Annotated in this window: 15 protein-coding genes, 6 tRNA genes and 3 rRNA genes (1 of these 24 cut by a window edge); all 24 read right to left on the minus strand. The window is 55.3% G+C overall.

Translation table 11 applies throughout. From position 1 onward, the window contains the following. Nucleotides 1-17: 17 nt before the first annotated feature. Nucleotides 18-2123, minus strand: coding sequence for an elongation factor G (gene fusA, locus J3P86_RS23850; RefSeq protein ID WP_053125865.1), 2106 nt, complete (start codon nucleotides 2121-2123; stop codon nucleotides 18-20). 30 nt (nucleotides 2124-2153) lie between these two features. Continuing rightward, on the minus strand, nucleotides 2154-2624 hold the full coding sequence (gene rpsG, locus J3P86_RS23855; RefSeq protein WP_003186074.1) for a 30S ribosomal protein S7: 471 nt from the start codon (nucleotides 2622-2624) through the stop codon (nucleotides 2154-2156). Between the two features lie 102 nt (nucleotides 2625-2726). Continuing rightward, complete coding sequence (gene rpsL, locus J3P86_RS23860; RefSeq protein ID WP_003186084.1) at nucleotides 2727-3098, minus strand: 30S ribosomal protein S12; 372 nt, start codon at nucleotides 3096-3098, stop codon at nucleotides 2727-2729. Nucleotides 3099-3314: 216 nt separating this feature from the next. Then, nucleotides 3315-7514, minus strand: coding sequence for a DNA-directed RNA polymerase subunit beta' (gene rpoC, locus J3P86_RS23865; protein ID WP_305498443.1), 4200 nt, complete (start codon nucleotides 7512-7514; stop codon nucleotides 3315-3317). 64 nt (nucleotides 7515-7578) lie between these two features. Continuing rightward, on the minus strand, nucleotides 7579-11652 hold the full coding sequence (rpoB, locus tag J3P86_RS23870; RefSeq protein WP_434571472.1) for a DNA-directed RNA polymerase subunit beta: 4074 nt from the start codon (nucleotides 11650-11652) through the stop codon (nucleotides 7579-7581). Nucleotides 11653-11872: 220 nt separating this feature from the next. Continuing rightward, nucleotides 11873-12238 carry a 50S ribosomal protein L7/L12 gene (gene rplL / locus J3P86_RS23875; protein ID WP_053125869.1) on the minus strand — a complete coding sequence of 122 codons (366 nt, stop codon included), beginning with the start codon at nucleotides 12236-12238 and terminating at the stop codon, nucleotides 11873-11875. 78 nt (nucleotides 12239-12316) lie between these two features. Further along, the gene (gene rplJ / locus J3P86_RS23880) at nucleotides 12317-12817 is read right to left on the minus strand and encodes a 50S ribosomal protein L10 (protein WP_047230484.1); all 501 of its coding nucleotides are present in this window, start codon (nucleotides 12815-12817) and stop codon (nucleotides 12317-12319) included. Between the two features lie 197 nt (nucleotides 12818-13014). Next, complete coding sequence (gene rplA / locus J3P86_RS23885; RefSeq protein WP_030138521.1) at nucleotides 13015-13710, minus strand: 50S ribosomal protein L1; 696 nt, start codon at nucleotides 13708-13710, stop codon at nucleotides 13015-13017. Then, entirely contained in the window at nucleotides 13710-14141 is a 432-nt protein-coding gene (gene rplK, locus J3P86_RS23890; RefSeq protein ID WP_003176435.1) for a 50S ribosomal protein L11, read from the minus strand. Before rplK ends, rplA begins: the two co-directional genes overlap by 1 nt. 117 nt (nucleotides 14142-14258) lie before the next feature. After that, on the minus strand, nucleotides 14259-14792 hold the full coding sequence (gene nusG, locus J3P86_RS23895; protein ID WP_010443972.1) for a transcription termination/antitermination protein NusG: 534 nt from the start codon (nucleotides 14790-14792) through the stop codon (nucleotides 14259-14261). Nucleotides 14793-14801: 9 nt separating this feature from the next. Next, nucleotides 14802-15170, minus strand: a complete 369-nt coding sequence (secE, locus tag J3P86_RS23900) for a preprotein translocase subunit SecE (protein WP_024776457.1) — start codon at nucleotides 15168-15170, stop codon at nucleotides 14802-14804. A 45-nt stretch (nucleotides 15171-15215) separates the two neighbouring features. Then, nucleotides 15216-15291 (minus strand) — tRNA-Trp (locus tag J3P86_RS23905). A 53-nt stretch (nucleotides 15292-15344) separates the two neighbouring features. Next, nucleotides 15345-16538, minus strand: a complete 1194-nt coding sequence (gene tuf / locus J3P86_RS23910; RefSeq protein ID WP_003186103.1) for an elongation factor Tu — start codon at nucleotides 16536-16538, stop codon at nucleotides 15345-15347. A gap of 84 nt (nucleotides 16539-16622) precedes the next feature. Continuing rightward, a tRNA-Thr gene (locus J3P86_RS23915) sits at nucleotides 16623-16698 on the minus strand. Between the two features lie 26 nt (nucleotides 16699-16724). After that, a tRNA-Gly gene (locus tag J3P86_RS23920) sits at nucleotides 16725-16798 on the minus strand. 24 nt (nucleotides 16799-16822) lie between these two features. Then, nucleotides 16823-16907: transfer RNA gene (locus J3P86_RS23925), tRNA-Tyr, on the minus strand. A gap of 142 nt (nucleotides 16908-17049) precedes the next feature. Further along, nucleotides 17050-17505 (minus strand): hypothetical protein, encoded by a 456-nt coding sequence (locus tag J3P86_RS23930; RefSeq protein ID WP_434627772.1) that lies wholly within the window; start codon nucleotides 17503-17505, stop codon nucleotides 17050-17052. An 8-nt stretch (nucleotides 17506-17513) separates the two neighbouring features. Continuing rightward, the gene (locus tag J3P86_RS23935) at nucleotides 17514-18263 is read right to left on the minus strand and encodes a pantothenate kinase (RefSeq protein WP_434627769.1); all 750 of its coding nucleotides are present in this window, start codon (nucleotides 18261-18263) and stop codon (nucleotides 17514-17516) included. Then, the gene (gene birA, locus J3P86_RS23940; protein ID WP_434627766.1) at nucleotides 18253-19209 is read right to left on the minus strand and encodes a bifunctional biotin--[acetyl-CoA-carboxylase] ligase/biotin operon repressor BirA; all 957 of its coding nucleotides are present in this window, start codon (nucleotides 19207-19209) and stop codon (nucleotides 18253-18255) included. The genes J3P86_RS23935 and birA overlap by 11 nt, the downstream gene beginning before the upstream one ends. Before the next feature lie 132 nt (nucleotides 19210-19341). Next, nucleotides 19342-19457 (minus strand): 5S ribosomal RNA (gene rrf / locus J3P86_RS23945). Between the two features lie 164 nt (nucleotides 19458-19621). Further along, nucleotides 19622-22513 (minus strand): 23S ribosomal RNA (locus tag J3P86_RS23950). Nucleotides 22514-22755: 242 nt separating this feature from the next. Beyond that, nucleotides 22756-22831 (minus strand) — tRNA-Ala (locus J3P86_RS23955). Between the two features lie 10 nt (nucleotides 22832-22841). Next, nucleotides 22842-22918, minus strand: a tRNA-Ile gene (locus J3P86_RS23960). Nucleotides 22919-23041: 123 nt separating this feature from the next. Beyond that, nucleotides 23042-23099: ribosomal RNA gene (locus J3P86_RS23965) — 16S ribosomal RNA — on the minus strand; it runs 1481 nt beyond the window's last position. The 16S, 23S and 5S rRNA genes sit together here with 2 tRNA genes alongside, the layout of an rRNA operon.

The following is a 23099-nucleotide window of genomic DNA, read 5'->3' on the forward strand; positions in this document are numbered from 1 at the left end:
TTGCCTAAAGGGCTGAATCAGCCTTGCTTTTTAGTAACAGTCTCGACGATATGCGACGGAGCTGTATTGTATTTTTTGAATTCCATAGAGTAGCTTGCGCGACCCTGAGACATGGAACGAACGTCGGTCGCGTAACCGAACATTTCACCCAACGGAACCTCGGCGCGGATAACCTTGCCGGAAACCGTATCTTCCATACCCAGAATCATGCCACGACGACGGTTAAGGTCGCCCATGACATCACCCATGTAGTCTTCAGGCGTAACGACTTCTACTGCCATGATCGGCTCGAGCAACTCACCACCGCCCTTCTGGGCCAGTTGCTTGGTTGCCATGGAAGCAGCCACCTTGAACGCCATCTCGTTGGAGTCGACGTCGTGGTAAGAACCATCAAACACTGTTGCCTTCAGGCCGATCAGCGGATAGCCGGCAACAACGCCGTTCTTCATCTGCTCTTCGATACCCTTCTGGATCGCCGGGATGTATTCCTTAGGAACAACACCACCTACGACTTCGTTCACGAATTGCAGACCTTCCTGACCTTCGTCAGCCGGTGCAAAACGGATCCAGCAGTGACCGAACTGGCCACGACCGCCGGATTGGCGAACGAACTTGCCTTCGATTTCACAGTTCTTCGTGATGCGCTCACGATAGGAAACCTGAGGCTTGCCGATGTTGGCTTCGACGTTGAACTCACGGCGCATCCGGTCAACCAGGATGTCCAGGTGCAGCTCGCCCATGCCGGAGATGATCGTCTGACCAGTCTCTTCATCAGTCTTGACGCGGAAAGACGGGTCTTCCTGAGCAAGTTTGCCCAGAGCGATACCCATTTTTTCCTGGTCATCCTTGGTCTTGGGCTCAACGGCAACCGAAATAACCGGCTCCGGGAAGTCCATGCGAACCAGGATGATTGGCTTGTCAGCGTTGCACAAGGTTTCGCCAGTGGTGACGTCCTTCATGCCGATCAAGGCCGCGATGTCACCAGCGCGTACTTCCTTGATTTCTTCACGGGCGTTTGCGTGCATCTGCACCATACGACCCACACGCTCTTTCTTGCCTTTGACCGAGTTGATCACGCCGTCGCCGGAGGCCAACACGCCCGAGTAAACCCGAACAAAGGTCAAGGTACCCACGAATGGGTCGGTAGCGATCTTGAATGCCAAAGCCGCGAACGGCTCGTCGTCACTTGCGTGACGCTCCATTTCCTCTTCCTCGTTATCCGGGTTGGAACCCTTGATAGCGGGAATGTCGGTTGGAGCAGGCAGGAAATCGATAACGGCGTCGAGAACCAGGGGAACACCCTTGTTCTTGAAGGAAGAACCACAAACAGCCAGAACGATCTCACCAGCGATAGTACGCTGACGCAGAGCGGCCTTGATTTCCTCGTTGGTGAGTTCTTCACCCTCGAGGTACTTGTTCATCAGCTCTTCGTTGGCTTCGGCCGCAGCCTCGACCATGTTGCCGCGCCACTTCTCGGCTTCTTCCAGCAATTCAGCAGGAATGTCCTTGCGAACAGGAACCATGCCCTTGTCGGAATCGTTCCAGTAGACAGCTTGCATGTTGATCAGATCGATCTGACCCTGGAAGTTGTCTTCGGAACCGATAGCCAACTGGATCGGCACCGGAGTGTGACCCAGACGCTGCTTGATCTGAGCGATCACGCGCAGGAAGTTGGCACCAGCACGGTCCATCTTGTTTACGTAAACAAGACGTGGAACGCCGTATTTGTTGGCCTGACGCCATACGGTTTCCGACTGAGGCTCAACACCCGAAGTACCGCAGAACACAACGACCGCGCCGTCGAGTACACGCAGGGAACGTTCAACTTCAATGGTGAAGTCTACGTGGCCCGGGGTATCGATTACGTTGAAGCGATGCTCGTGCGGGTACTGCTTCTCGGAACCTTTCCAGAAGGCGGTGATAGCAGCAGAAGTAATGGTAATACCACGCTCCTGCTCCTGCACCATCCAGTCTGTGGTCGCGGCGCCGTCATGCACCTCGCCCATTTTGTGACTTTTGCCGGTGTAAAAAAGGACGCGCTCGGTGGTGGTGGTCTTACCAGCATCCACGTGAGCAACGATACCGATGTTACGGTAGCGATTAATCGGTGTAGTACGAGCCATAAAGCCCTCGCAAATTGAGTGACGCTAAAATTAGAAGCGGTAGTGCGAGAAAGCCTTGTTGGCTTCAGCCATACGGTGCACGTCTTCACGCTTCTTAACTGCAGCACCTTTACCTTCAGCAGCGTCCAACAGTTCACCAGCCAAACGCAGAGCCATGGACTTCTCGCCGCGCTTGCGGGCGAAGTCTACCAGCCAGCGCATTGCCAGGGCGTTACGACGGGAAGGACGAACTTCGACCGGAACCTGGTAAGTAGCACCGCCTACACGGCGCGACTTCACTTCGACCAGCGGAGCGATGGCGTCGAGAGCTTTCTCGAAGATTTCCAGGGGATCGCTGTTCTTGCGTTCCTTAACTTTGTCCAGTGCGCCATAAACAATACGCTCGGCAACGGCTTTCTTGCCGCTCTCCATAACGTGGTTCATGAACTTGGCGAGGATCTGGCTTCCGTATTTCGGATCGTCCAGAATCTCACGTTTGGCTGCTACGCGACGTCTTGGCATGATAAGCCCTCAAGCGGTCTTCAGGTTAGCCCGGGACAGCTCACGCTTGCCCGACCTTACTCTTATCGACTCAATAAAAATGAAAAACTGCAAAACGACCGATTACTTCGGACGCTTGGTACCGTACTTCGAACGACCCTGGTTACGACCTTTGACGCCGGAAGTATCCAAAGAACCGCGGACGGTGTGGTAACGAACACCTGGCAAGTCTTTTACACGACCGCCGCGGATCAGTACCACGCTGTGCTCTTGCAGGTTGTGGCCTTCACCGCCGATGTACGAGGAAACCTCGAAACCGTTGGTCAGGCGCACACGGCATACTTTACGCAGTGCCGAGTTAGGTTTTTTCGGCGTGGTGGTATACACACGGGTGCATACGCCACGACGTTGCGGGCAGTTCTGCAGCGCAGGCACGTCGGATTTCTCGACGATACGCTTACGCGGCTGACGTACCAGCTGGTTGATAGTTGCCATCTACTAGCTCCACTGTTGTCTTGCGACGCTATTGTCTTACAAGAAAAGCAAAATGGCAGGAACGAATTCCCGCCAAATTTAGGGGATCAAGAGTCTAAAGAGGATCTTGTCCCCAGTCAAGGCAAGGCCCCGACCTCCCCGCTCGCCGGATCTCGACAATTTGTCTCGATCCGCCGAACGGGGCGACCAGGGCCAGGCACTCAATCAGCGCAGAACTCAGTTACCGCTCGAGTTCAGTGCTTCGGTCAGTGCAGCTTCCACTTCACTGGCGCTTACGCGCAACGGCTTGTCTGCTTCACGGCGGCGCTTGCGCTCGCTGTGGTAGGCCAAGCCGGTACCGGCCGGGATCAGACGACCCACGACCACGTTTTCTTTCAGGCCGCGCAGGTAGTCGCGCTTGCCGGTTACCGCCGCTTCGGTCAGTACCCGCGTGGTTTCCTGGAAGGAAGCCGCCGAGATGAACGATTCGGTGGACAACGACGCCTTGGTGATACCCAGCAGTACGCGAGTGAACTTGGCAAGGAACTTGTCCTCGTTCGCCAGGCGCTCGTTCTCCACCAGTACGTGAGTCAGTTCCATCTGGTCGCCCTTGATGAAGCTGGAATCGCCGGACTCGGAGATCTCAACTTTACGCAGCATCTGACGCAGGATGGTCTCGATGTGCTTGTCGTTGATCTTCACGCCTTGCAGACGATAAACGTCCTGGATCTCGTTCACGATGTACTTGGCCAGCGCACTCACACCCAGCAGACGCAGGATGTCGTGTGGATCGCTCGGACCGTCGGAGATAACTTCGCCGCGGTTTACCTGTTCGCCTTCGAAGACGTTCAGGTGACGCCACTTCGGAATCAGTTCTTCGTACGGATCGCTACCGTCGTTCGGGGTGATGACCAGACGGCGCTTGCCCTTGGTCTCTTTACCGAACGCGATGGTGCCGCTGACTTCAGCCAGAATCGAGGCTTCTTTCGGACGACGGGCTTCGAACAGGTCGGCAACACGCGGCAGACCACCAGTGATGTCACGGGTTTTCGAAGTTTCTTGCGGAATACGAGCGATAACATCACCGATCGCGATCCGCGCGCCGTCCGCCACACCGACCAAGGCGTTGGCTGGCAGGAAGTACTGAGCGATTACGTCAGTGCCTGGCAGCAACAGATCCTTACCGTTGTCGTCGACCATCTTCACGGCTGGACGGATGTCCTTGCCGGCAGCTGGACGATCTTTGGCGTCGAGTACTTCAATGTTGGTCATACCGGTCAATTCGTCAGTCTGACGCTTGATGGTGATGCCTTCTTCCATGCCCACGTAGGTCACGGTACCTTTCATTTCGGTAACGATCGGGTGAGTGTGCGGATCCCACTTGGCCACGATAGCGCCAGCGTCGACCTTGTCGCCTTCCTTCACCGAAATCACCGCACCGTACGGCAGCTTGTAGCGCTCGCGCTCACGACCGAAGTCGTCGGCAATCGCCAGCTCACCGGAACGGGACACAGCCACCAGGTGACCGTCGACACGCTCAACGTGCTTCAGGTTGTGCAGACGGACAGTACCGCCATTCTTCACCTGAACGCTGTCGGCCGCGGAGGTCCGGCTTGCCGCACCACCGATGTGGAACGTACGCATGGTCAGCTGGGTACCCGGCTCACCGATGGACTGGGCAGCAATAACGCCGACCGCTTCACCGATGTTCACCTGGTGACCACGAGCCAGATCGCGGCCGTAGCACTTGGCGCAGATGCCGTAGCGGGTTTCGCAGCTGATCGGCGAACGTACGATCACTTCGTCGATGCTGTTGAGCTCGATGAACTCGACCCACTTCTCGTCAACCAGGGTGCCCGCAGGAACGATGACGTCCTCGGTACCCGGCTTGAACACGTCACGGGCAATGACACGACCCAATACACGCTCACCCAGCGGCTCGACAACGTCACCGCCTTCAATGTGCGGCGTCATGACCAGGCCGTGTTCGGTGCCGCAATCGATCTCGGTCACAACCAGATCCTGCGCCACGTCTACCAGACGACGAGTCAGGTAACCGGAGTTCGCGGTTTTCAACGCGGTATCCGCAAGACCCTTACGAGCACCGTGAGTGGAGATGAAGTACTGAAGTACGCTCAAACCTTCACGGAAATTCGCGGTAATCGGCGTCTCGATGATGGAGCCGTCCGGCTTGGCCATCAGGCCACGCATACCGGCGAGCTGACGGATCTGCGCAGCAGAACCCCGTGCGCCCGAGTCGGCCATCATGTACATCGAGTTGAACGATTCCTGATCGACTTCGTTGCCGTGGCGGTCGATGACCTTCTCTTTCGAGAGGTTGGCCATCATCGCCTTGGATACTTCGTCGTTCGCCTTCGACCAGAGGTCGATTACCTTGTTGTACTTCTCGCCCTGGGTTACCAGGCCGGACGCGTACTGGCTCTCGATCTCTTTCACTTCCTCGGTGGCAGCACCGATGATGCGGGCTTTTTCATCAGGGATAACGAAGTCGTTAACACCGATGGAAACGCCGGAGATGGTCGAATAGGCAAAACCGGTGTACATCAGCTGGTCAGCGAAGATCACGGTCTCTTTCAGACCAACCACGCGGTAGCACTGGTTGATCAGCTTGGAGATCGCCTTTTTCTTCATCGGCAGGTTGACGACGTCAAACGACAGACCAGGTGGAACAACCTGGAACAACAGCGCACGGCCAACAGTGGTGTCGACGATGCGAGTGTTCTTGACGCTGCCACCATCACGATCGTTAACGGTCTCGTTGATCCGCACCTTCACCTTGGCGTGCAGTGCGGCTTCGCCAGCACGGAACACCCGGTCAACTTCCTGCAGGTCCGCGAAAACACGACCTTCGCCCTTGGCGTTGATCGCTTCACGAGTCATGTAGTACAGACCCAATACAACGTCCTGCGACGGAACGATGATTGGCTCACCGTTGGCTGGCGACAGGATGTTGTTGGTCGACATCATCAACGCACGCGCTTCGAGCTGGGCTTCCAGCGTCAGCGGTACGTGCACGGCCATCTGGTCGCCGTCGAAGTCGGCGTTGTACGCAGCACAGACCAGAGGGTGCAGCTGGATAGCCTTGCCTTCGATCAGTACCGGTTCAAACGCCTGGATACCCAGACGGTGAAGGGTCGGTGCACGGTTGAGCAGCACCGGGTGTTCGCGAATCACTTCGGCAAGAACGTCCCAGACCTCTGGCAGCTCGCGCTCGACCATTTTCTTGGCGGCTTTGATGGTGGTAGCGAGACCACGCATTTCCAGCTTGCCGAAAATGAACGGCTTGAACAGTTCCAGTGCCATTTTCTTAGGCAGACCGCACTGGTGCAGACGCAGGGTCGGACCTACGGTAATTACCGAACGACCCGAGTAGTCAACACGCTTACCGAGCAAGTTCTGGCGGAAACGACCTTGCTTACCCTTGATCATGTCAGCCAGGGATTTCAGAGGACGCTTGTTCGAACCGGTGATAGCGCGACCACGACGACCGTTGTCGAGCAGTGCATCGACCGCTTCCTGCAACATACGCTTTTCGTTGCGCACGATGATGTCCGGAGCGGACAGATCGAGCAGGCGCTTCAAGCGGTTGTTACGGTTGATCACTCGACGATACAGATCGTTGAGGTCGGAAGTCGCGAAACGACCGCCATCCAGCGGGACCAGTGGACGCAGATCTGGCGGCAGAACCGGCAGAACGGTCAGCACCATCCACTCTGGCAGGTTGCCGGAACCCTGGAAGGCTTCCATCAACTTCAGACGCTTGGACAGCTTCTTGATCTTGGTTTCGGAGTTGGTTTGCGGAATCTCTTCGCGCAGACGACCAATCTCGTGCTCCAGGTCGATAGCGTGCAGAAGCTCGCGGACAGCTTCGGCACCCATGCGGGCATCGAAATCGTCGCCGAACTCTTCCAGCGCTTCGAAGTACTGCTCGTCGTTGAGCAGCTGACCTTTTTCAAGGGTGGTCATGCCTGGATCGATAACGACATAGCTCTCGAAGTAGAGAACGCGCTCGATATCACGCAGGGTCATGTCCATCAGCAAGCCGATACGGGACGGCAGCGATTTCAGGAACCAGATGTGGGCAACCGGCGAAGCCAGCTCGATGTGCGCCATGCGCTCACGACGAACTTTTGCCAGCGCAACTTCAACGCCGCACTTCTCGCAGATCACGCCGCGATGCTTCAAGCGCTTGTACTTACCGCACAGGCACTCGTAATCCTTTACCGGGCCAAAGATCTTGGCGCAGAACAGGCCGTCACGCTCGGGTTTGAACGTACGGTAGTTGATGGTTTCCGGCTTTTTAACTTCACCGAACGACCACGAACGGATCATCTCAGGCGAGGCCAATCCAATACGGATGGCGTCGAACTCTTCGACTTGACCCTGGTTTTTCAGCAAATTCAGTAGGTCTTTCAAGGCCTTTCCTCCTGGCGGAGCAGAGAGCGGGCAAGACAGCCCCGCTCTCGATTCGCGTCACGTGTTATTCGGTTTCCAGATCGATATCGATGCCGAGGGAACGAATTTCCTTGATCAACACGTTGAAGGACTCGGGCATGCCCGGCTCCATACGGTGATCGCCGTCCACGATGTTCTTGTACATCTTGGTCCGGCCGTTCACATCGTCCGACTTCACTGTGAGCATTTCTTGCAGAGTGTAAGCAGCACCGTACGCTTCCAGTGCCCAGACCTCCATCTCCCCGAAACGCTGACCACCGAACTGCGCCTTACCACCCAGCGGCTGCTGGGTAACCAGGCTGTAAGAACCGGTAGAACGAGCGTGCATCTTGTCGTCTACCAAGTGGTTCAGCTTCAGCATGTACATGTAGCCAACGGTAACCGGACGCTCGAACTTGTTGCCGGTACGGCCGTCGAACAGCTGCATCTGGCCGCTTTCCGGCAGGTCTGCCAGTTTCAGCATGGCCTTGATTTCGCTTTCCTTGGCACCGTCGAACACCGGGGTAGCCATTGGAACGCCGCCGCGCAGGTTCTTCGCCAGGTCCAGGATTTCCTGGTCGGAGAAAGTGTCCAGCTCTTCGTTGCGCCCGCCGATCTCGTTGTAGATCTCGTGCAGGAACTTACGCAGGTCGGCGACCTTGCGCTGCTCTTCGATCATGCGGTTGATCTTCTCGCCCAGACCTTTGGCCGCAAGGCCCAGGTGGGTTTCGAGGATCTGACCGACGTTCATACGCGAAGGTACGCCCAGCGGGTTGAGGACCACATCGACCGGGGTGCCATTGGCATCGTGCGGCATGTCTTCAACCGGCATGATCACGGAGACCACACCTTTGTTACCGTGACGACCGGCCATCTTGTCGCCCGGCTGGATACGACGACGGATTGCCAGGTAAACCTTGACGATCTTCAGCACGCCTGGAGCCAGGTCATCGCCCTGCTGCAGTTTGCGCTTCTTGTCTTCGAACTTGTCGTCCAGCAGACGGCGGCGATCAACGATGTAGGCCTGGGCCTTCTCGAGCTGCTCGTTCAGAGCGTCTTCAGCCATGCGCAGTTTGAACCACTGACCATGCTCAAGACCGTCGAGAACTTCGTCGGTGATTTCCTGACCTTTCTTCAGGCCTGCGCCGCCTTCGGCCTTGTGGCCTACCAGAGCGGAACGCAGACGTTCGAAAGTCGCGCCTTCAACGATACGGAACTCTTCGTTCAGATCCTTGCGGATCTCGTCGAGCTGAGTCTTCTCGATGGACAACGCACGAGCATCACGCTCGACACCGTCACGGGTGAAGACCTGTACGTCGATGACGGTACCCTTGGTGCCGGTAGGCACACGCAGGGAGGTGTCTTTCACGTCGCTGGCTTTTTCACCGAAGATGGCACGCAGCAGTTTCTCTTCCGGAGTCAGTTGGGTCTCGCCTTTCGGAGTGACCTTGCCGACCAGGATGTCGCCTGCGCCTACTTCGGCACCTACGTAAACGATACCGGCTTCGTCCAGCTTGTTCAGTGCAGCCTCACCCACGTTCGGGATGTCCGCAGTGATTTCTTCCGGGCCAAGCTTGGTGTCACGGGCCACACAGGTCAGTTCCTGAATGTGGATCGTGGTGAAGCGGTCTTCCTGAACCACACGCTCGGACAGGCAGATGGAGTCTTCGAAGTTGAAGCCGTTCCATGCCATGAACGCGATGCGCATGTTCTGACCCAGTGCCAGTTCACCCATGTCGGTGGACGGGCCGTCGGCCATGATGTCGCTGCGCTGAACCCGATCACCCTTGCTCACCAGCGGACGCTGGTTGATGCAGGTGTTCTGGTTGGAGCGGGTGTACTTGGTCAGGTTGTAAATGTCGACACCGGCTTCGCCAGTTTCAACTTCGTCATCGGCAACACGAACCACGATACGGCTGGCATCGACGGAGTCGATCACGCCACCACGACGAGCCACGACGCAAACGCCGGAGTCACGGGCAACGTTGCGCTCCATGCCGGTACCTACCAGCGGCTTGTCGGCACGCAGGGTCGGTACAGCTTGACGCTGCATGTTCGAACCCATCAACGCACGGTTGGCGTCGTCGTGCTCGAGGAACGGGATCAGCGACGCAGCAACCGAAACTACCTGCTTGGGCGATACGTCCATCAGGGTGACGTCTTCCGGCGCCTTGACGGTGAACTCGTTCAAGTGACGAACAGCTACCAGCTCGTCGGTCAGGACTTTCTTGTCGTTCATCGTGGCCGAAGCCTGGGCGATCACATGATCAGCTTCTTCGATGGCGGACAGGAATACGATCTCGTCGGTAACCAGGGCGTCTTTCACCACACGGTACGGGCTCTCAAGGAAACCGTACTGGTTGGTGCGCGCATAGGCAGCCAGGGAGTTGATCAGACCGATGTTCGGACCTTCCGGCGTTTCGATCGGGCATACGCGACCGTAGTGAGTCGGGTGTACGTCACGAACCTCGAAGCCTGCACGCTCACGAGTCAGACCGCCTGGGCCGAGTGCGGAGACACGACGCTTGTGGGTGATCTCGGACAGCGGGTTGTTCTGGTCCATGAACTGCGACAGCTGGCTCGAACCGAAGAACTCCTTCACCGCCGCAGCCACTGGCTTGGCGTTGATCAGGTCTTGCGGCATCAGGCCTTCGCTTTCAGCCATCGACAGACGTTCCTTGACCGCGCGCTCGACACGCACCAGGCCAACACGGAACTGGTTCTCGGCCATCTCGCCTACGCAGCGGACACGACGGTTACCCAGGTGGTCGATGTCATCGACGATGCCTTTGCCGTTACGGATGTCGACCAGGGTCTTGAGCACCGCAACGATGTCGTCCTTGTTCAGCACGCCCGAACCTTCAATCTCGGTACGACCGATACGACGGTTGAACTTCATCCGGCCGACCGCAGACAGGTCATAGCGCTCAGGGCTGAAGAACAGGTTGTTGAACAGGGTCTCGGCGGCATCCTTGGTTGGCGGCTCGCCAGGACGCATCATGCGATAGATCTCGACCAGGGCTTCCAGTTGGTTGCCGGTGGAGTCGATCTTCAGCGTATCGGAGATGAACGGACCGCAGTCGATATCGTTGGTGTACAGAGTCTCGATGCGAACAACCTGAGCCTTGGCGATTTTCGCCAGGATCTCGGTGGTCAGCTCGGTATTGCACTCGGCAATGATCTCGCCAGTGGCCGGATGCACGATGACCTTGGCGGTGGTGCGACCCAGGACGTAGTCCATCGGCACCTGCAGCTCTTTGATCCCGGCTTTTTCCAGCTGGTTGATGTGGCGAGCGGTGATACGACGACCTTGCTCGACAATAACCTTGCCCTTGTCATCCTGGATATCCAGGACGGCGATTTCACCGCGCAGGCGCTGAGGCACCAGCTCCAGGCTCAGGTTTTCACCCTGCACATGGAAGACGTTGGTGGTGTAGAACGCGTCCAGCACTTCCTCGGTGGTATAGCCGAGCGCGCGCAGCAATACCGATGCAGGCAGCTTGCGACGACGGTCGATACGCACGAATACGCAGTCTTTCGGGTCGAACTCGAAGTCCAGCCACGAACCGCGGTAAGGAATGATGCGCGCGGAGTAGAGCAGTTTGCCGGAGCTGTGCGTCTTGCCACGGTCGTGGTCGAAGAACACGCCCGGAGAACGGTGCAGCTGGGAAACGATTACACGCTCGGTACCGTTGATTACGAAGGTACCGTTCTCAGTCATCAGGGGGATTTCACCCATGTAGACTTCTTGCTCTTTGATGTCCTTGATCGCTTTGTTCGACGATTCTTTGTCGAAAATGATCAGGCGCACTTTTACCCGCAAAGGTACGGCGTAAGTCACACCGCGCAATACGCATTCTTTGACATCAAATGCCGGTTCGCCCAGGCGATAACCGACGTACTCCAGCGCAGCATTGCCGGAGTAGCTGATGATCGGGAAAACGGATTTGAAGGCCGCATGCAGGCCCACGTCGCGGAACTGATCTTTAGTCGCTCCCGCTTGCAAGAATTCACGATACGAATCCAGCTGGATGGCCAGGAGGTACGGCACATCCATGACGTCCGGCAACTTGCTAAAGTCCTTGCGGATACGTTTTTTCTCAGTATATGAGTAAGCCATCAGCGTTCCCCAGCTTGGTCACCTGCTTGTTTGGCCCCTCCCGACGGGAGCAGCCAGAAAATCGTGCAAACCCCTTGGTTTGCGCCACCACATCGGGTGGTTACAGCGCGTGATCAGCACCGACCCAGTCGGCTGCCAATAACGGAAAAAGGCCGGTGGCAAGAGCCACCAGCCATCAGCCTGTCGCTTAACGCTCGGGCTGGAGACGCAAAGTCGATGCTTACTTCAGCTCGACTTTAGCGCCTGCTTCTTCCAGTACTGCTTTGGCTTTGTCAGCTGCGTCTTTGGCAACAGCTTCCAGAACCATGGCAGGAGCGCCGTCAACTACAGCCTTGGCTTCTTTCAAGCCCAGACCGGTCAGTTCACGTACTGCCTTGATCACGTTAACTTTCTTCTCGCCAGCTTCGGTCAGCATGACGTTGAATTCGGTTTGCTCTTCAACAACAGCGGCAGCAGCAGCTGGACCAGCGGAAGCAGCAGCAGCGGAAACGCCGAATTTTTCTTCGAAAGCTTTGATCAGCTCAACAACCTGCAGAACCGACATTTCAGCTACGGCGTTGAGGATATCGTCTTGGGAGATAGACATTACTGTATTTCCTGAATTGGGGGACGGCCTACGCGGCCATCGAAATAAACAAAAAAGCGCGAGAGAAAGTGCTCAGCCTTAGGCTGCGGCAGCTTCTTTTTGCTCGCGAACTGCAGCCAGAGTACGAGCCAGCTTGCTGGTGGCGCCTTGAATCACGCTCATCAACTGCGAAATGGCTTCGTCGCGGGTCGGCAGTGTTGCCAGTACATCGATCTGATTAGCTGCGAGGAACTTGCCCTCGAACGCAGCTGCCTTGATCTCGAACTTGTCCTGACCCTTGGCGAATTCCTTGAACAAACGGGCAGCAGCGCCTGGATGATCTTTGGAGAACGCGATCAGGGTCGGGCCGGTGAACACGTCGTTGAGAACACTGTATTCAGTGTCAGCAACAGCGCGCTTGAGCAGGGTGTTACGTACGACACGTACATAAACGCCAGCTTCACGGGCCTCTTTACGGAGTCCGGTCATTGCGCCTACTGTTACGCCACGGGCATCAGCCACGACAGCGGACAGAGCGACTTTGGCAGCCTCGTTGACTTCAGCGACGATGGCCTTCTTGTCTTCGAGATTAATTGCCACGGGTTTAACTCCTGCTTGTTACCGTTTCATCCGATCGAAACCGAATGTCGTTTTGGTGTCTGATTCGGTAAGGAACCGGGAGCACCATCTGCGTAGGCTTGTGGTTTAAGACTTGCGTCGCCTACGGTCTTGGACAGCCCCCGCCAGGCAGGGACCCCAATATGTGATTGGCGCAATCGCTTGCGCCAACCTGAGTCTTACGCGTCGAGCGAGCTCTGATCGATGATCAGACCTGGGCCCATAGTGGTGCTCAGGGTAACGCGCTTGACGTAGATACCTTTCGAAGAAGCTGGCTTGATACGCTTCAGATCAGCGATCAGGGCTTCAACGTTTTCCTTCAGCTTGACGGCGTCGAAGCCGATCTTGCCAACGGAAGTGTGGATGATGCCGTTTTTGTCGGTGCGATAACGAACCTGACCAGCCTTGGCGTTTTTAACCGCGGTGGCTACGTCTGGAGTCACGGTACCAACCTTAGGGTTAGGCATCAGGCCACGTGGACCGAGGATCTGACCCAACTGACCTACAACACGCATGGCATCCGGGGATGCGATCACGACGTCATAGTTCAGGTCGCCGCCTTTCATTTCAGCAGCCAAGTCGTCCATGCCTACGCGATCAGCGCCAGCAGCCAGAGCAGCTTCAGCTGCAGGGCCCTGGGTGAACACGGCAACACGTACGGTCTTGCCAGTGCCGTGTGGCAGCACGGTAGCGCTACGAACGACCTGGTCGGATTTACGTGGGTCAACGCCCAGATTTACAGCAACGTCGAACGACTCGCTGAACTTGACAGTCGACAGCTCGGCCAGCAGAGCGGCGGCGTCTACAAAGTTGTAGGCCTTGCCTGCTTCGATTTTGCCGGCGATAGCCTTTTGACGCTTGGTCAGCTTAGCCATTACACACCCTCCACGTTAAGGCCCATGCTACGAGCAGAACCGGCGATAGTACGCACGGCTGCATCCATATCAGCTGCAGTCAGATCCGCGTTTTTGGTTTTCGCGATTTCTTCCAGCTGAGCACGGGTAACGGTGCCAACCTTAACGGTGTTTGGACGAGCGGAACCGCTGGTCAAACCTGCAGCCTTCTTCAGCAGAACCGAAGCAGGGGTGCTTTTTGTTTCGAAAGTGAAGCTACGGTCGCTGTAGACAGTGATGATCACTGGAGTCGGCAGACCCGGCTCAAGGCCCTGGGTACGGGCGTTGAAAGCCTTGCAGAATTCCATGATGTTCACGCCGTGCTGACCCAGTGCAGGACCAACGGGTGGGCTTGGGTTAGCCTGAGCGGCCTTCACTTGCAGCTTGATGTAAGCGGTAATCTTCTTGGCCATGAGGCACTCCAATTACGGGTTCGAACGCCTCGAAAGGCTCCCCGGTTGCTTGCGCGTTTATCCCAGTGACGACAAAACCCCACAGCCTTGGGCTGCGGGGTTGGGATGCCTGCTCAATCAGACCTTTTCGACCTGACTGAACTCCAACTCTACCGGAGTAGAGCGACCGAAAATGAGCACTGCCACTTGGATCCGGCTCTTTTCGTAGTTAACTTCTTCGACCGTACCGTTGAAATCGGCGAATGGACCATCAGTGACCCGTACAACTTCACCTGGTTCAAACAACGTCTTCGGCTTCGGTTTGTCGCTACCATCAGCGACGCGACGCAGAATTGCTTCTGCCTCTTTGTCAGTGATCGGCGCAGGCTTATCGGCGGTTCCGCCGATGAAGCCCATCACCCGAGGGGTATCCTTGACCAAGTGCCAAGTCCCTTCGTTCATATCCATCTGTACCAGCACATAGCCTGGAAAGAACTTGCGTTCACTTTTGCGCTTCTGGCCGTTACGCATCTCCACCACTTCTTCAGTGGGGACCAGAATCTCGCCAAAGCCATCTTCCATGCCAGCCAGCTTTACGCGCTCTATCAGCGAGCGCATGACATGCTTCTCGTAACCCGAGTAAGCATGCACAACGTACCAACGCTTAGCCACGGGACACCCTTAGCCAACAATCAAGGAAACAAGCCAGCCGAGCAGGGAATCAAGCCCCCACAACAGCAACGCCATTACCAGAACAACAGCCACAACGATCAATGTGGTCTGCGTGGTTTCTTGGCGAGTCGGCCATACGACTTTACGAATCTCGGTGCGAGCTTCCTTAGCGAGTACAAAGAAAGACTTGCCCTTGGCTGTTTGCAGGCCTACAAAGGCAGCAACAGCAGCAATAGCGAGTAATGCAAGTACGCGGTACAGGATCGGCGAAGCAGAAAAATACTGATTGCCAACAACGCCAACAACCACCAAAGCGACTACCACTAGCCACTTGAGCAGATCGAAGCGAGAGCCTTGAGCTTCAGCTTTAGGAGTCATCTATGAAGATCCTGTGAAAAGAAAGCCAGACACACCAAGTGAATCTGGCAGGTCAGGAGGGAATCGAACCCCCAACCTACGGTTTTGGAGACCGTCGCTCTGCCAATTGAGCTACTGACCTAAAACAAAATCAGGCCGACCATTATGCCGGCCCGAAAAAGACATTACAACTGTTTACTCGATGACTTTGGCTACGACGCCGGCGCCGACGGTACGACCGCCTTCACGGATAGCGAAACGCAGACCGTCTTCCATCGCGATGGTCTTGATCAGAGTGACAGTCATCTGGATGTTGTCACCTGGCATTACCATTTCAACGCCTTCTGGCAGCTCGCAGTTACCAGTCACGTCAGTTGTACGGAAGTAAAACTGTGGACGGTAGCCTTTGAAGAACGGAGTATGACGGCCGCCTTCTTCCTTGCTCAGAACGTAAACTTCTGCGGTGAACTTGGTGTGCGGCTTGACAGTACCTGGCTTGACCAGAACCTGGCCACGCTCAACGTCGTCACGCTTGGTGCCGCGCAGCAGCACGCCGCAGTTCTCGCCAGCACGACCTTCGTCGAGCAGCTTGCGGAACATTTCAACGCCGGTGCAGGTAGTTTTCTGAGTGTCGCGCAGACCGACGATCTCAACCTCTTCCTGGATACGGACGATGCCACGCTCAACACGACCAGTCACAACAGTACCGCGACCGGAGATCGAGAATACGTCTTCGATTGGCATCAGGAACGGCTTGTCGATAGCACGCTCAGGCTCTGGGATGTAGCTGTCCAGAGTCTCAACCAGCTTCTTCACCGCAGTGGTGCCCATTTCGTTGTCGTCTTGGCCGTTCAGAGCCATCAAAGCCGAACCGATGATGATTGGAGTGTCATCACCTGGGAAGTCGTAAGTGCTCAACAGGTCGCGCACTTCCATCTCAACCAGTTCCAGCAGCTCAGCGTCGTCAACCATGTCAGCCTTGTTCAGGAAGACAACGATGTACGGAACGCCTACCTGACGGGACAGCAGGATGTGCTCACGGGTTTGCGGCATCGGACCATCGGCGGCCGAGCAAACCAGGATCGCGCCGTCCATCTGAGCAGCACCGGTGATCATGTTTTTTACGTAGTCGGCGTGACCTGGGCAGTCAACGTGTGCGTAGTGACGCACGGCCGAATCGTATTCAACGTGAGCGGTGTTGATGGTGATACCACGAGCTTTTTCTTCCGGGGCGCTGTCGATCTTGTCGAAGTCAACCTTGGCCGAACCGAAAACTTCGGAGCAGACACGGGTCAGAGCAGCGGTCAGCGTGGTTTTACCGTGGTCGACGTGACCGATGGTACCAACGTTGACGTGCGGCTTATTACGTTCGAACTTTTCCTTAGCCATCGAAATCACCCCTAGGAGAAGAATTTAGCGAGTCACACGAGCCATTAAAACAAAGGCAGATATTTTCATATCTGCCTTGTAATATGGAGCTCTTGAGCGGATTTGAACCGCTGACCTCACCCTTACCAAGGGTGTGCTCTACCAACTGAGCTACAAGAGCAAAACACTTTGCACAACCTGCAAACTTGGAGCGGGTAGCGGGAATCGAACCCGCATCATCAGCTTGGAAGGCTGAGGTTCTACCACTAAACTATACCCGCGGAGCTTGCAGCTCACGCTAAAACTGGTGGAGGGGGAAGGATTCGAACCTTCGAAGTCGTAGACGTCAGATTTACAGTCTGATCCCTTTGGCCGCTCGGGAACCCCTCCTAAGCGAGCCGGCATTCTATATCATGCCAGCCTTCTGTCAAGCATTTTCTCATAAAAAACCTGAGGTTAGCTGCGTTGACGCCGCTTCGTACCGATGACCGTTAAAGGTCTTCACTGCGAAGCGGGCGCCATTCTATGCAAACTACCCAGCAGGCGCAACCCCTTCGCAAGGCATTATTTTATGTTTTAACTCATTGAATTCTTTGGAAAGGTTTTGAAGCAGCACCTCATTCATCTTCGCCGCGCTGTCCGGTGGAACCTGGACCCAGAATCCACCAGACTCTGGAGACGCTGGCGAGCTAAACGTAACGGTACGGCCCGCAACCCCCGAAGAAACCAGTCGCTGCTCCAGTTGCCTGGCCAGCTCCGGGCGAACGAAGCCACCCAGGTAGTTGCAGTTCTTTTGCCCTTCACTCGATTTACCCGGCTCACGCCTGACTAGCGCATCCGCCGTCTCGCTCAGGAGATGAATGTCTTGCTGCGAACCTCGATACAGGCTCAGCGGAGTGACATCCTTGGCGCGAAGCGGGACCTCTTGCTGATGCCAGATGTAATAGAAGCCATTTAGAACCAGCAACAACAAAAATAGCCACCGCATAGAAAACCTCAAGACAAAGGACAAGCCATCGCCAAACCAACAAAAACCAGGTCAGGCACGACCTTGGCATCTGGAACAACCCCGGAAACCAGATCGGCATCCCCTCCCGTTAGAAACACCTCGAAATCCTCTCCCCAATATTGCCGCGCCAATTCGAGCTGAGTCAGCACGAAGCCTCTCAACATCAGCATACAACCACGCTCCACCGCCTCGACCGTTGCCCTGCCAGGAGCAAGACTCTCGTGAGCCCGTTCTGCAGCAGTATCGTCATAGCGGATTCGCCGGGTATGGGTACGTAACTGGTTACGCATCAGAGGCATACCAGGGCAGATGAACCCTCCCAAGTGCTGCCCGTCAGGCGCTACGAAATCTGCCGTGATTGCCGTACCAAAATCCAGAACCAGGCATGCGCCCGAAGCCAGGTGGTACCCACCGAGCAAAGCCAGCCATCGATCAAGCCCCAAGCGCTCATAGTCTTCATAACCGTTTGTAACGCCCGCCATCTCTTGGGTAGGTGTTGCGCGAGCCACGGAGACGCCAAATGTCTCTACCAGGGAGGCGACCAACAAATCGGTCTCCTCAGAAGTCCTGACGCTGACAAGACGGCATTTTTTCAGCTGAAATTTATCTGAGCCTGTCAGGCTCGCAAGCAAATCGCTATCCGAGCCGACTACCCCACCGCCGACAGGGGTGACGCCATCTGCACGAACAACGCGCCACTTGATAAAACTATTGCCGCAATCAAGCTCAAGAATCATCACGCAACCTCAAGCTGAGCTCGCCACCACTGAATATCTTTTCCACACCATCCACCTTCAAACGCAGCGCACCTTGGCGATCAATGCCCATCACCACGCCGTCAATCCGATTGATACCGGCAATCAGCGACACAGCCCGCCCCTGCCACAAATGGTATTGCTCCCACTCCGACTGGATCGCTGCAAATCCCGACGCATGATGCAGCTCCAGATACCCCTGAAGCTTTCCACTCATTCGCGCCACCAACTCGTTCCGGTCAAAATCACGACCCGCTTCAAGACTCATGGACGTCCACTGCTGATCAACTTCATCAGTCGATTGCATATTCACGTTTACCCCGACACCCAGGACAACGTGACAAACATCCGCAGGGTCGCCTACCAACTCAAGCAGTATGCCGGCGATTTTCTTTTCACCTACCAACACATCGTTAGGCCACTTCAACCCTGCCTCAACGACTCCCATGTCACGCAACGAATGCATGACAGCGAGCCCGACGACAAGACTAAGCCCCTCAATCTGCCGCATGCCACCGTCAATGCGCAGCACCAGGCTGTAATAGAGGTTTTCGGCGAATGGGCTGACCCATTTGCGGCCGCGACGTCCCCGACCGGCTATCTGCCGCTCGGCCAGAACAAGGAATGGCGCTTCCACGCCACGCCCGATGGACCGCAGCGCTTCGGCATTAGTGGAGTCAATCGAATCAAACAGGTGAACAGGCCACTCACAGCCTTCTGCCGCGCGGATTTCGGCCGCATCCAAAAGCAACAGCGGCTTCGCCAGGCGATACCCCTTGCCTCGAACCTTATGCACAGACAAGCCTAACTCCGCCTCCAGGTGCTGCAATTGTTTCCATACCGCACTACGACTGATACCTAACCCAGCACCCAGCGCCTGGCCCGAATGGAAACGGCCGTCCTTCAGAAGTTTTAGCAACGTGAGCATACGAACTGCGCCTGATAACGAGGCCCGCATGATAGCCATGCACAAGACCGTTGCATAGAAACACCCAAGCGCTTTCCTGCGGGCAAAACAAAACCCCTACCTGCGTCAGCAGATAGGGGTTTCGGAATTTAATCTTGACGATGACCTACTCTCACATGGGGAAACCCCACACTACCATCGGCGATGCATCGTTTCACTTCTGAGTTCGGGATGGGATCAGGTGGTTCCAATGCTCTATGGTCGTCAAGAAATTCGGTAGCCAGCGCGTGCCTTACGGTCACGTTCCAGCGAATGGGTATGCGATAGTTTGTGGGTTTTGACTCGAACTTTCGGTTCATCTCGTCTTCACACACCGCAATCTGGTGCCTTTCTCCGTTTCCAGAGCAGGATCAGCAAATTGCTTGGGTGTTATATGGTCAAGCCTCACGGGCAATTAGTACAGGTTAGCTCAACGCCTCACAGCGCTTACACACCCTGCCTATCAACGTCGTAGTCTTCGACGGCCCTTCAGGGGACTCAAGGTCCCAGTGAGATCTCATCTTGAGGCAAGTTTCCCGCTTAGATGCTTTCAGCGGTTATCTTTTCCGAACATAGCTACCCGGCAATGCCACTGGCGTGACAACCGGAACACCAGAGGTTCGTCCACTCCGGTCCTCTCGTACTAGGAGCAGCCCCTCTCAAATCTCAAACGTCCACGGCAGATAGGGACCGAACTGTCTCACGACGTTCTAAACCCAGCTCGCGTACCACTTTAAATGGCGAACAGCCATACCCTTGGGACCGGCTTCAGCCCCAGGATGTGATGAGCCGACATCGAGGTGCCAAACACCGCCGTCGATATGAACTCTTGGGCGGTATCAGCCTGTTATCCCCGGAGTACCTTTTATCCGTTGAGCGATGGCCCTTCCATACAGAACCACCGGATCACTAAGACCTACTTTCGTACCTGCTCGACGTGTCTGTCTCGCAGTCAAGCGCGCTTTTGCCTTTATACTCTACGACCGATTTCCGACCGGTCTGAGCGCACCTTCGTACTCCTCCGTTACTCTTTAGGAGGAGACCGCCCCAGTCAAACTACCCACCATACACTGTCCTCGATCCGGATAACGGACCTGAGTTAGAACCTCAAAGTTGCCAGGGTGGTATTTCAAGGATGGCTCCACGCAGACTGGCGTCCACGCTTCAAAGCCTCCCACCTATCCTACACAAGCAAATTCAAAGTCCAGTGCAAAGCTATAGTAAAGGTTCACGGGGTCTTTCCGTCTAGCCGCGGATACACTGCATCTTCACAGCGATTTCAATTTCACTGAGTCTCGGGTGGAGACAGCGCCGCCATCGTTACGCCATTCGTGCAGGTCGGAACTTACCCGACAAGGAATTTCGCTACCTTAGGACCGTTATAGTTACGGCCGCCGTTTACCGGGGCTTCGATCAAGAGCTTCGCGTTAGCTAACCCCATCAATTAACCTTCCGGCACCGGGCAGGCGTCACACCCTATACGTCCACTTTCGTGTTTGCAGAGTGCTGTGTTTTTAATAAACAGTCGCAGCGGCCTGGTATCTTCGACCGGCGTGGGCTTACGCAGCAAGTGCTTCACCCTCACCGGCGCACCTTCTCCCGAAGTTACGGTGCCATTTTGCCTAGTTCCTTCACCCGAGTTCTCTCAAGCGCCTTGGTATTCTCTACCCAACCACCTGTGTCGGTTTGGGGTACGGTTCCTGGTTACCTGAAGCTTAGAAGCTTTTCTTGGAAGCATGGCATCAACCACTTCGTCACCCAAAGGGTAACTCGTCATCAGCTCTCGGCCTTAAGATCCCGGATTTACCTAAGATCTCAGCCTACCACCTTAAACTTGGACAACCAACGCCAAGCTGGCCTAGCCTTCTCCGTCCCTCCATCGCAATAACCAGAAGTACAGGAATATTAACCTGTTTTCCATCGACTACGCTTTTCAGCCTCGCCTTAGGGACCGACTAACCCTGCGTCGATTAACGTTGCGCAGGAAACCTTGGTCTTTCGGCGTGGGTGTTTTTCACACCCATTGTCGTTACTCATGTCAGCATTCGCACTTCTGATACCTCCAGCAAGCTTCTCAACTCACCTTCACAGGCTTACAGAACGCTCCTCTACCGCATCACTTACGTGATACCCGTAGCTTCGGTGTATGGTTTGAGCCCCGTTACATCTTCCGCGCAGGCCGACTCGACTAGTGAGCTATTACGCTTTCTTTAAAGGGTGGCTGCTTCTAAGCCAACCTCCTAGCTGTCTAAGCCTTCCCACATCGTTTCCCACTTAACCATAACTTTGGGACCTTAGCTGACGGTCTGGGTTGTTTCCCTTTTCACGACGGACGTTAGCACCCGCCGTGTGTCTCCCATGCTCGGCACTTGTAGGTATTCGGAGTTTGCATCGGTTTGGTAAGTCGGGATGACCCCCTAGCCGAAACAGTGCTCTACCCCCTACAGTGATACATGAGGCGCTACCTAAATAGCTTTCGAGGAGAACCAGCTATCTCCGAGCTTGATTAGCCTTTCACTCCGATCCACAGGTCATCCGCTAACTTTTCAACGGTAGTCGGTTCGGTCCTCCAGTCAGTGTTACCTAACCTTCAACCTGCCCATGGATAGATCGCCCGGTTTCGGGTCTATTCCCAGCGACTAGACGCCCTATTAAGACTCGCTTTCGCTACGCCTCCCCTATTCGGTTAAGCTCGCCACTGAAAATAAGTCGCTGACCCATTATACAAAAGGTACGCAGTCACCCAACAAAGTGGGCTCCCACTGCTTGTACGCATACGGTTTCAGGATCTATTTCACTCCCCTCTCCGGGGTTCTTTTCGCCTTTCCCTCACGGTACTAGTTCACTATCGGTCAGTCAGTAGTATTTAGCCTTGGAGGATGGTCCCCCCATATTCAGACAAAGTTTCTCGTGCTCCGTCCTACTCGATTTCACTTCTAAGATCCTTTCGCGTACAGGGCTATCACCCACTATGGCCGCACTTTCCAGAGCGTTCCGCTAAAATCAAAGAAGCTTAAGGGCTAGTCCCCGTTCGCTCGCCACTACTAAGGGAATCTCGGTTGATTTCTTTTCCTCAGGGTACTTAGATGTTTCAGTTCCCCTGGTTCGCCTCTTGCACCTATGTATTCAGTACAAGATAACCATCTTATGATGGCTGGGTTCCCCCATTCAGACATCTCCGGATCACAGTCTGTTTGCCGACTCCCCGAAGCTTTTCGCAGGCTACCACGTCTTTCATCGCCTCTGACTGCCAAGGCATCCACCGTATGCGCTTCTTCACTTGACCATATAACCCCAAGCAATCTGGTTATACTGTGAAGACGACATTCGCCGAAAATTCGAATTTCTCAACTAAGAGAACTCACAAATTTTACCTTAGCCTGAGCCGTTACCAGTGAAAGTAACGTTCAGTCTATCTTTCTATCACATACCCAAATTTTTAAAGAACGATCTAATCAAAAGACTAGAAATCAACATTCATCATCCAACGGATGGAACGCTCATTTCTAAGCTTTCAGAAGCAGTTTATGGTGGAGCCAAGCGGGATCGAACCGCTGACCTCCTGCGTGCAAGGCAGGCGCTCTCCCAGCTGAGCTATGGCCCCATTACAAAATTGGTGGGTCTGGGCAGATTCGAACTGCCGACCTCACCCTTATCAGGGGTGCGCTCTAACCAACTGAGCTACAGACCCAATTTCGAGCTTGTAACTGTTAGCTGTGAGCTATCAGCTTGGAGCTTAAAGCTGCTTCTATCGTCTTCTTCAATGAATCAAGCAATTCGTGTGGGAGCTCATGAAGCCGCTGCGGTCGTCGATTAAGGAGGTGATCCAGCCGCAGGTTCCCCTACGGCTACCTTGTTACGACTTCACCCCA

The sequence above is a fragment of the Pseudomonas sp. D1-1 genome, assembly GCF_051132225.1.
Classification (GTDB): domain Bacteria; phylum Pseudomonadota; class Gammaproteobacteria; order Pseudomonadales; family Pseudomonadaceae; genus Aquipseudomonas.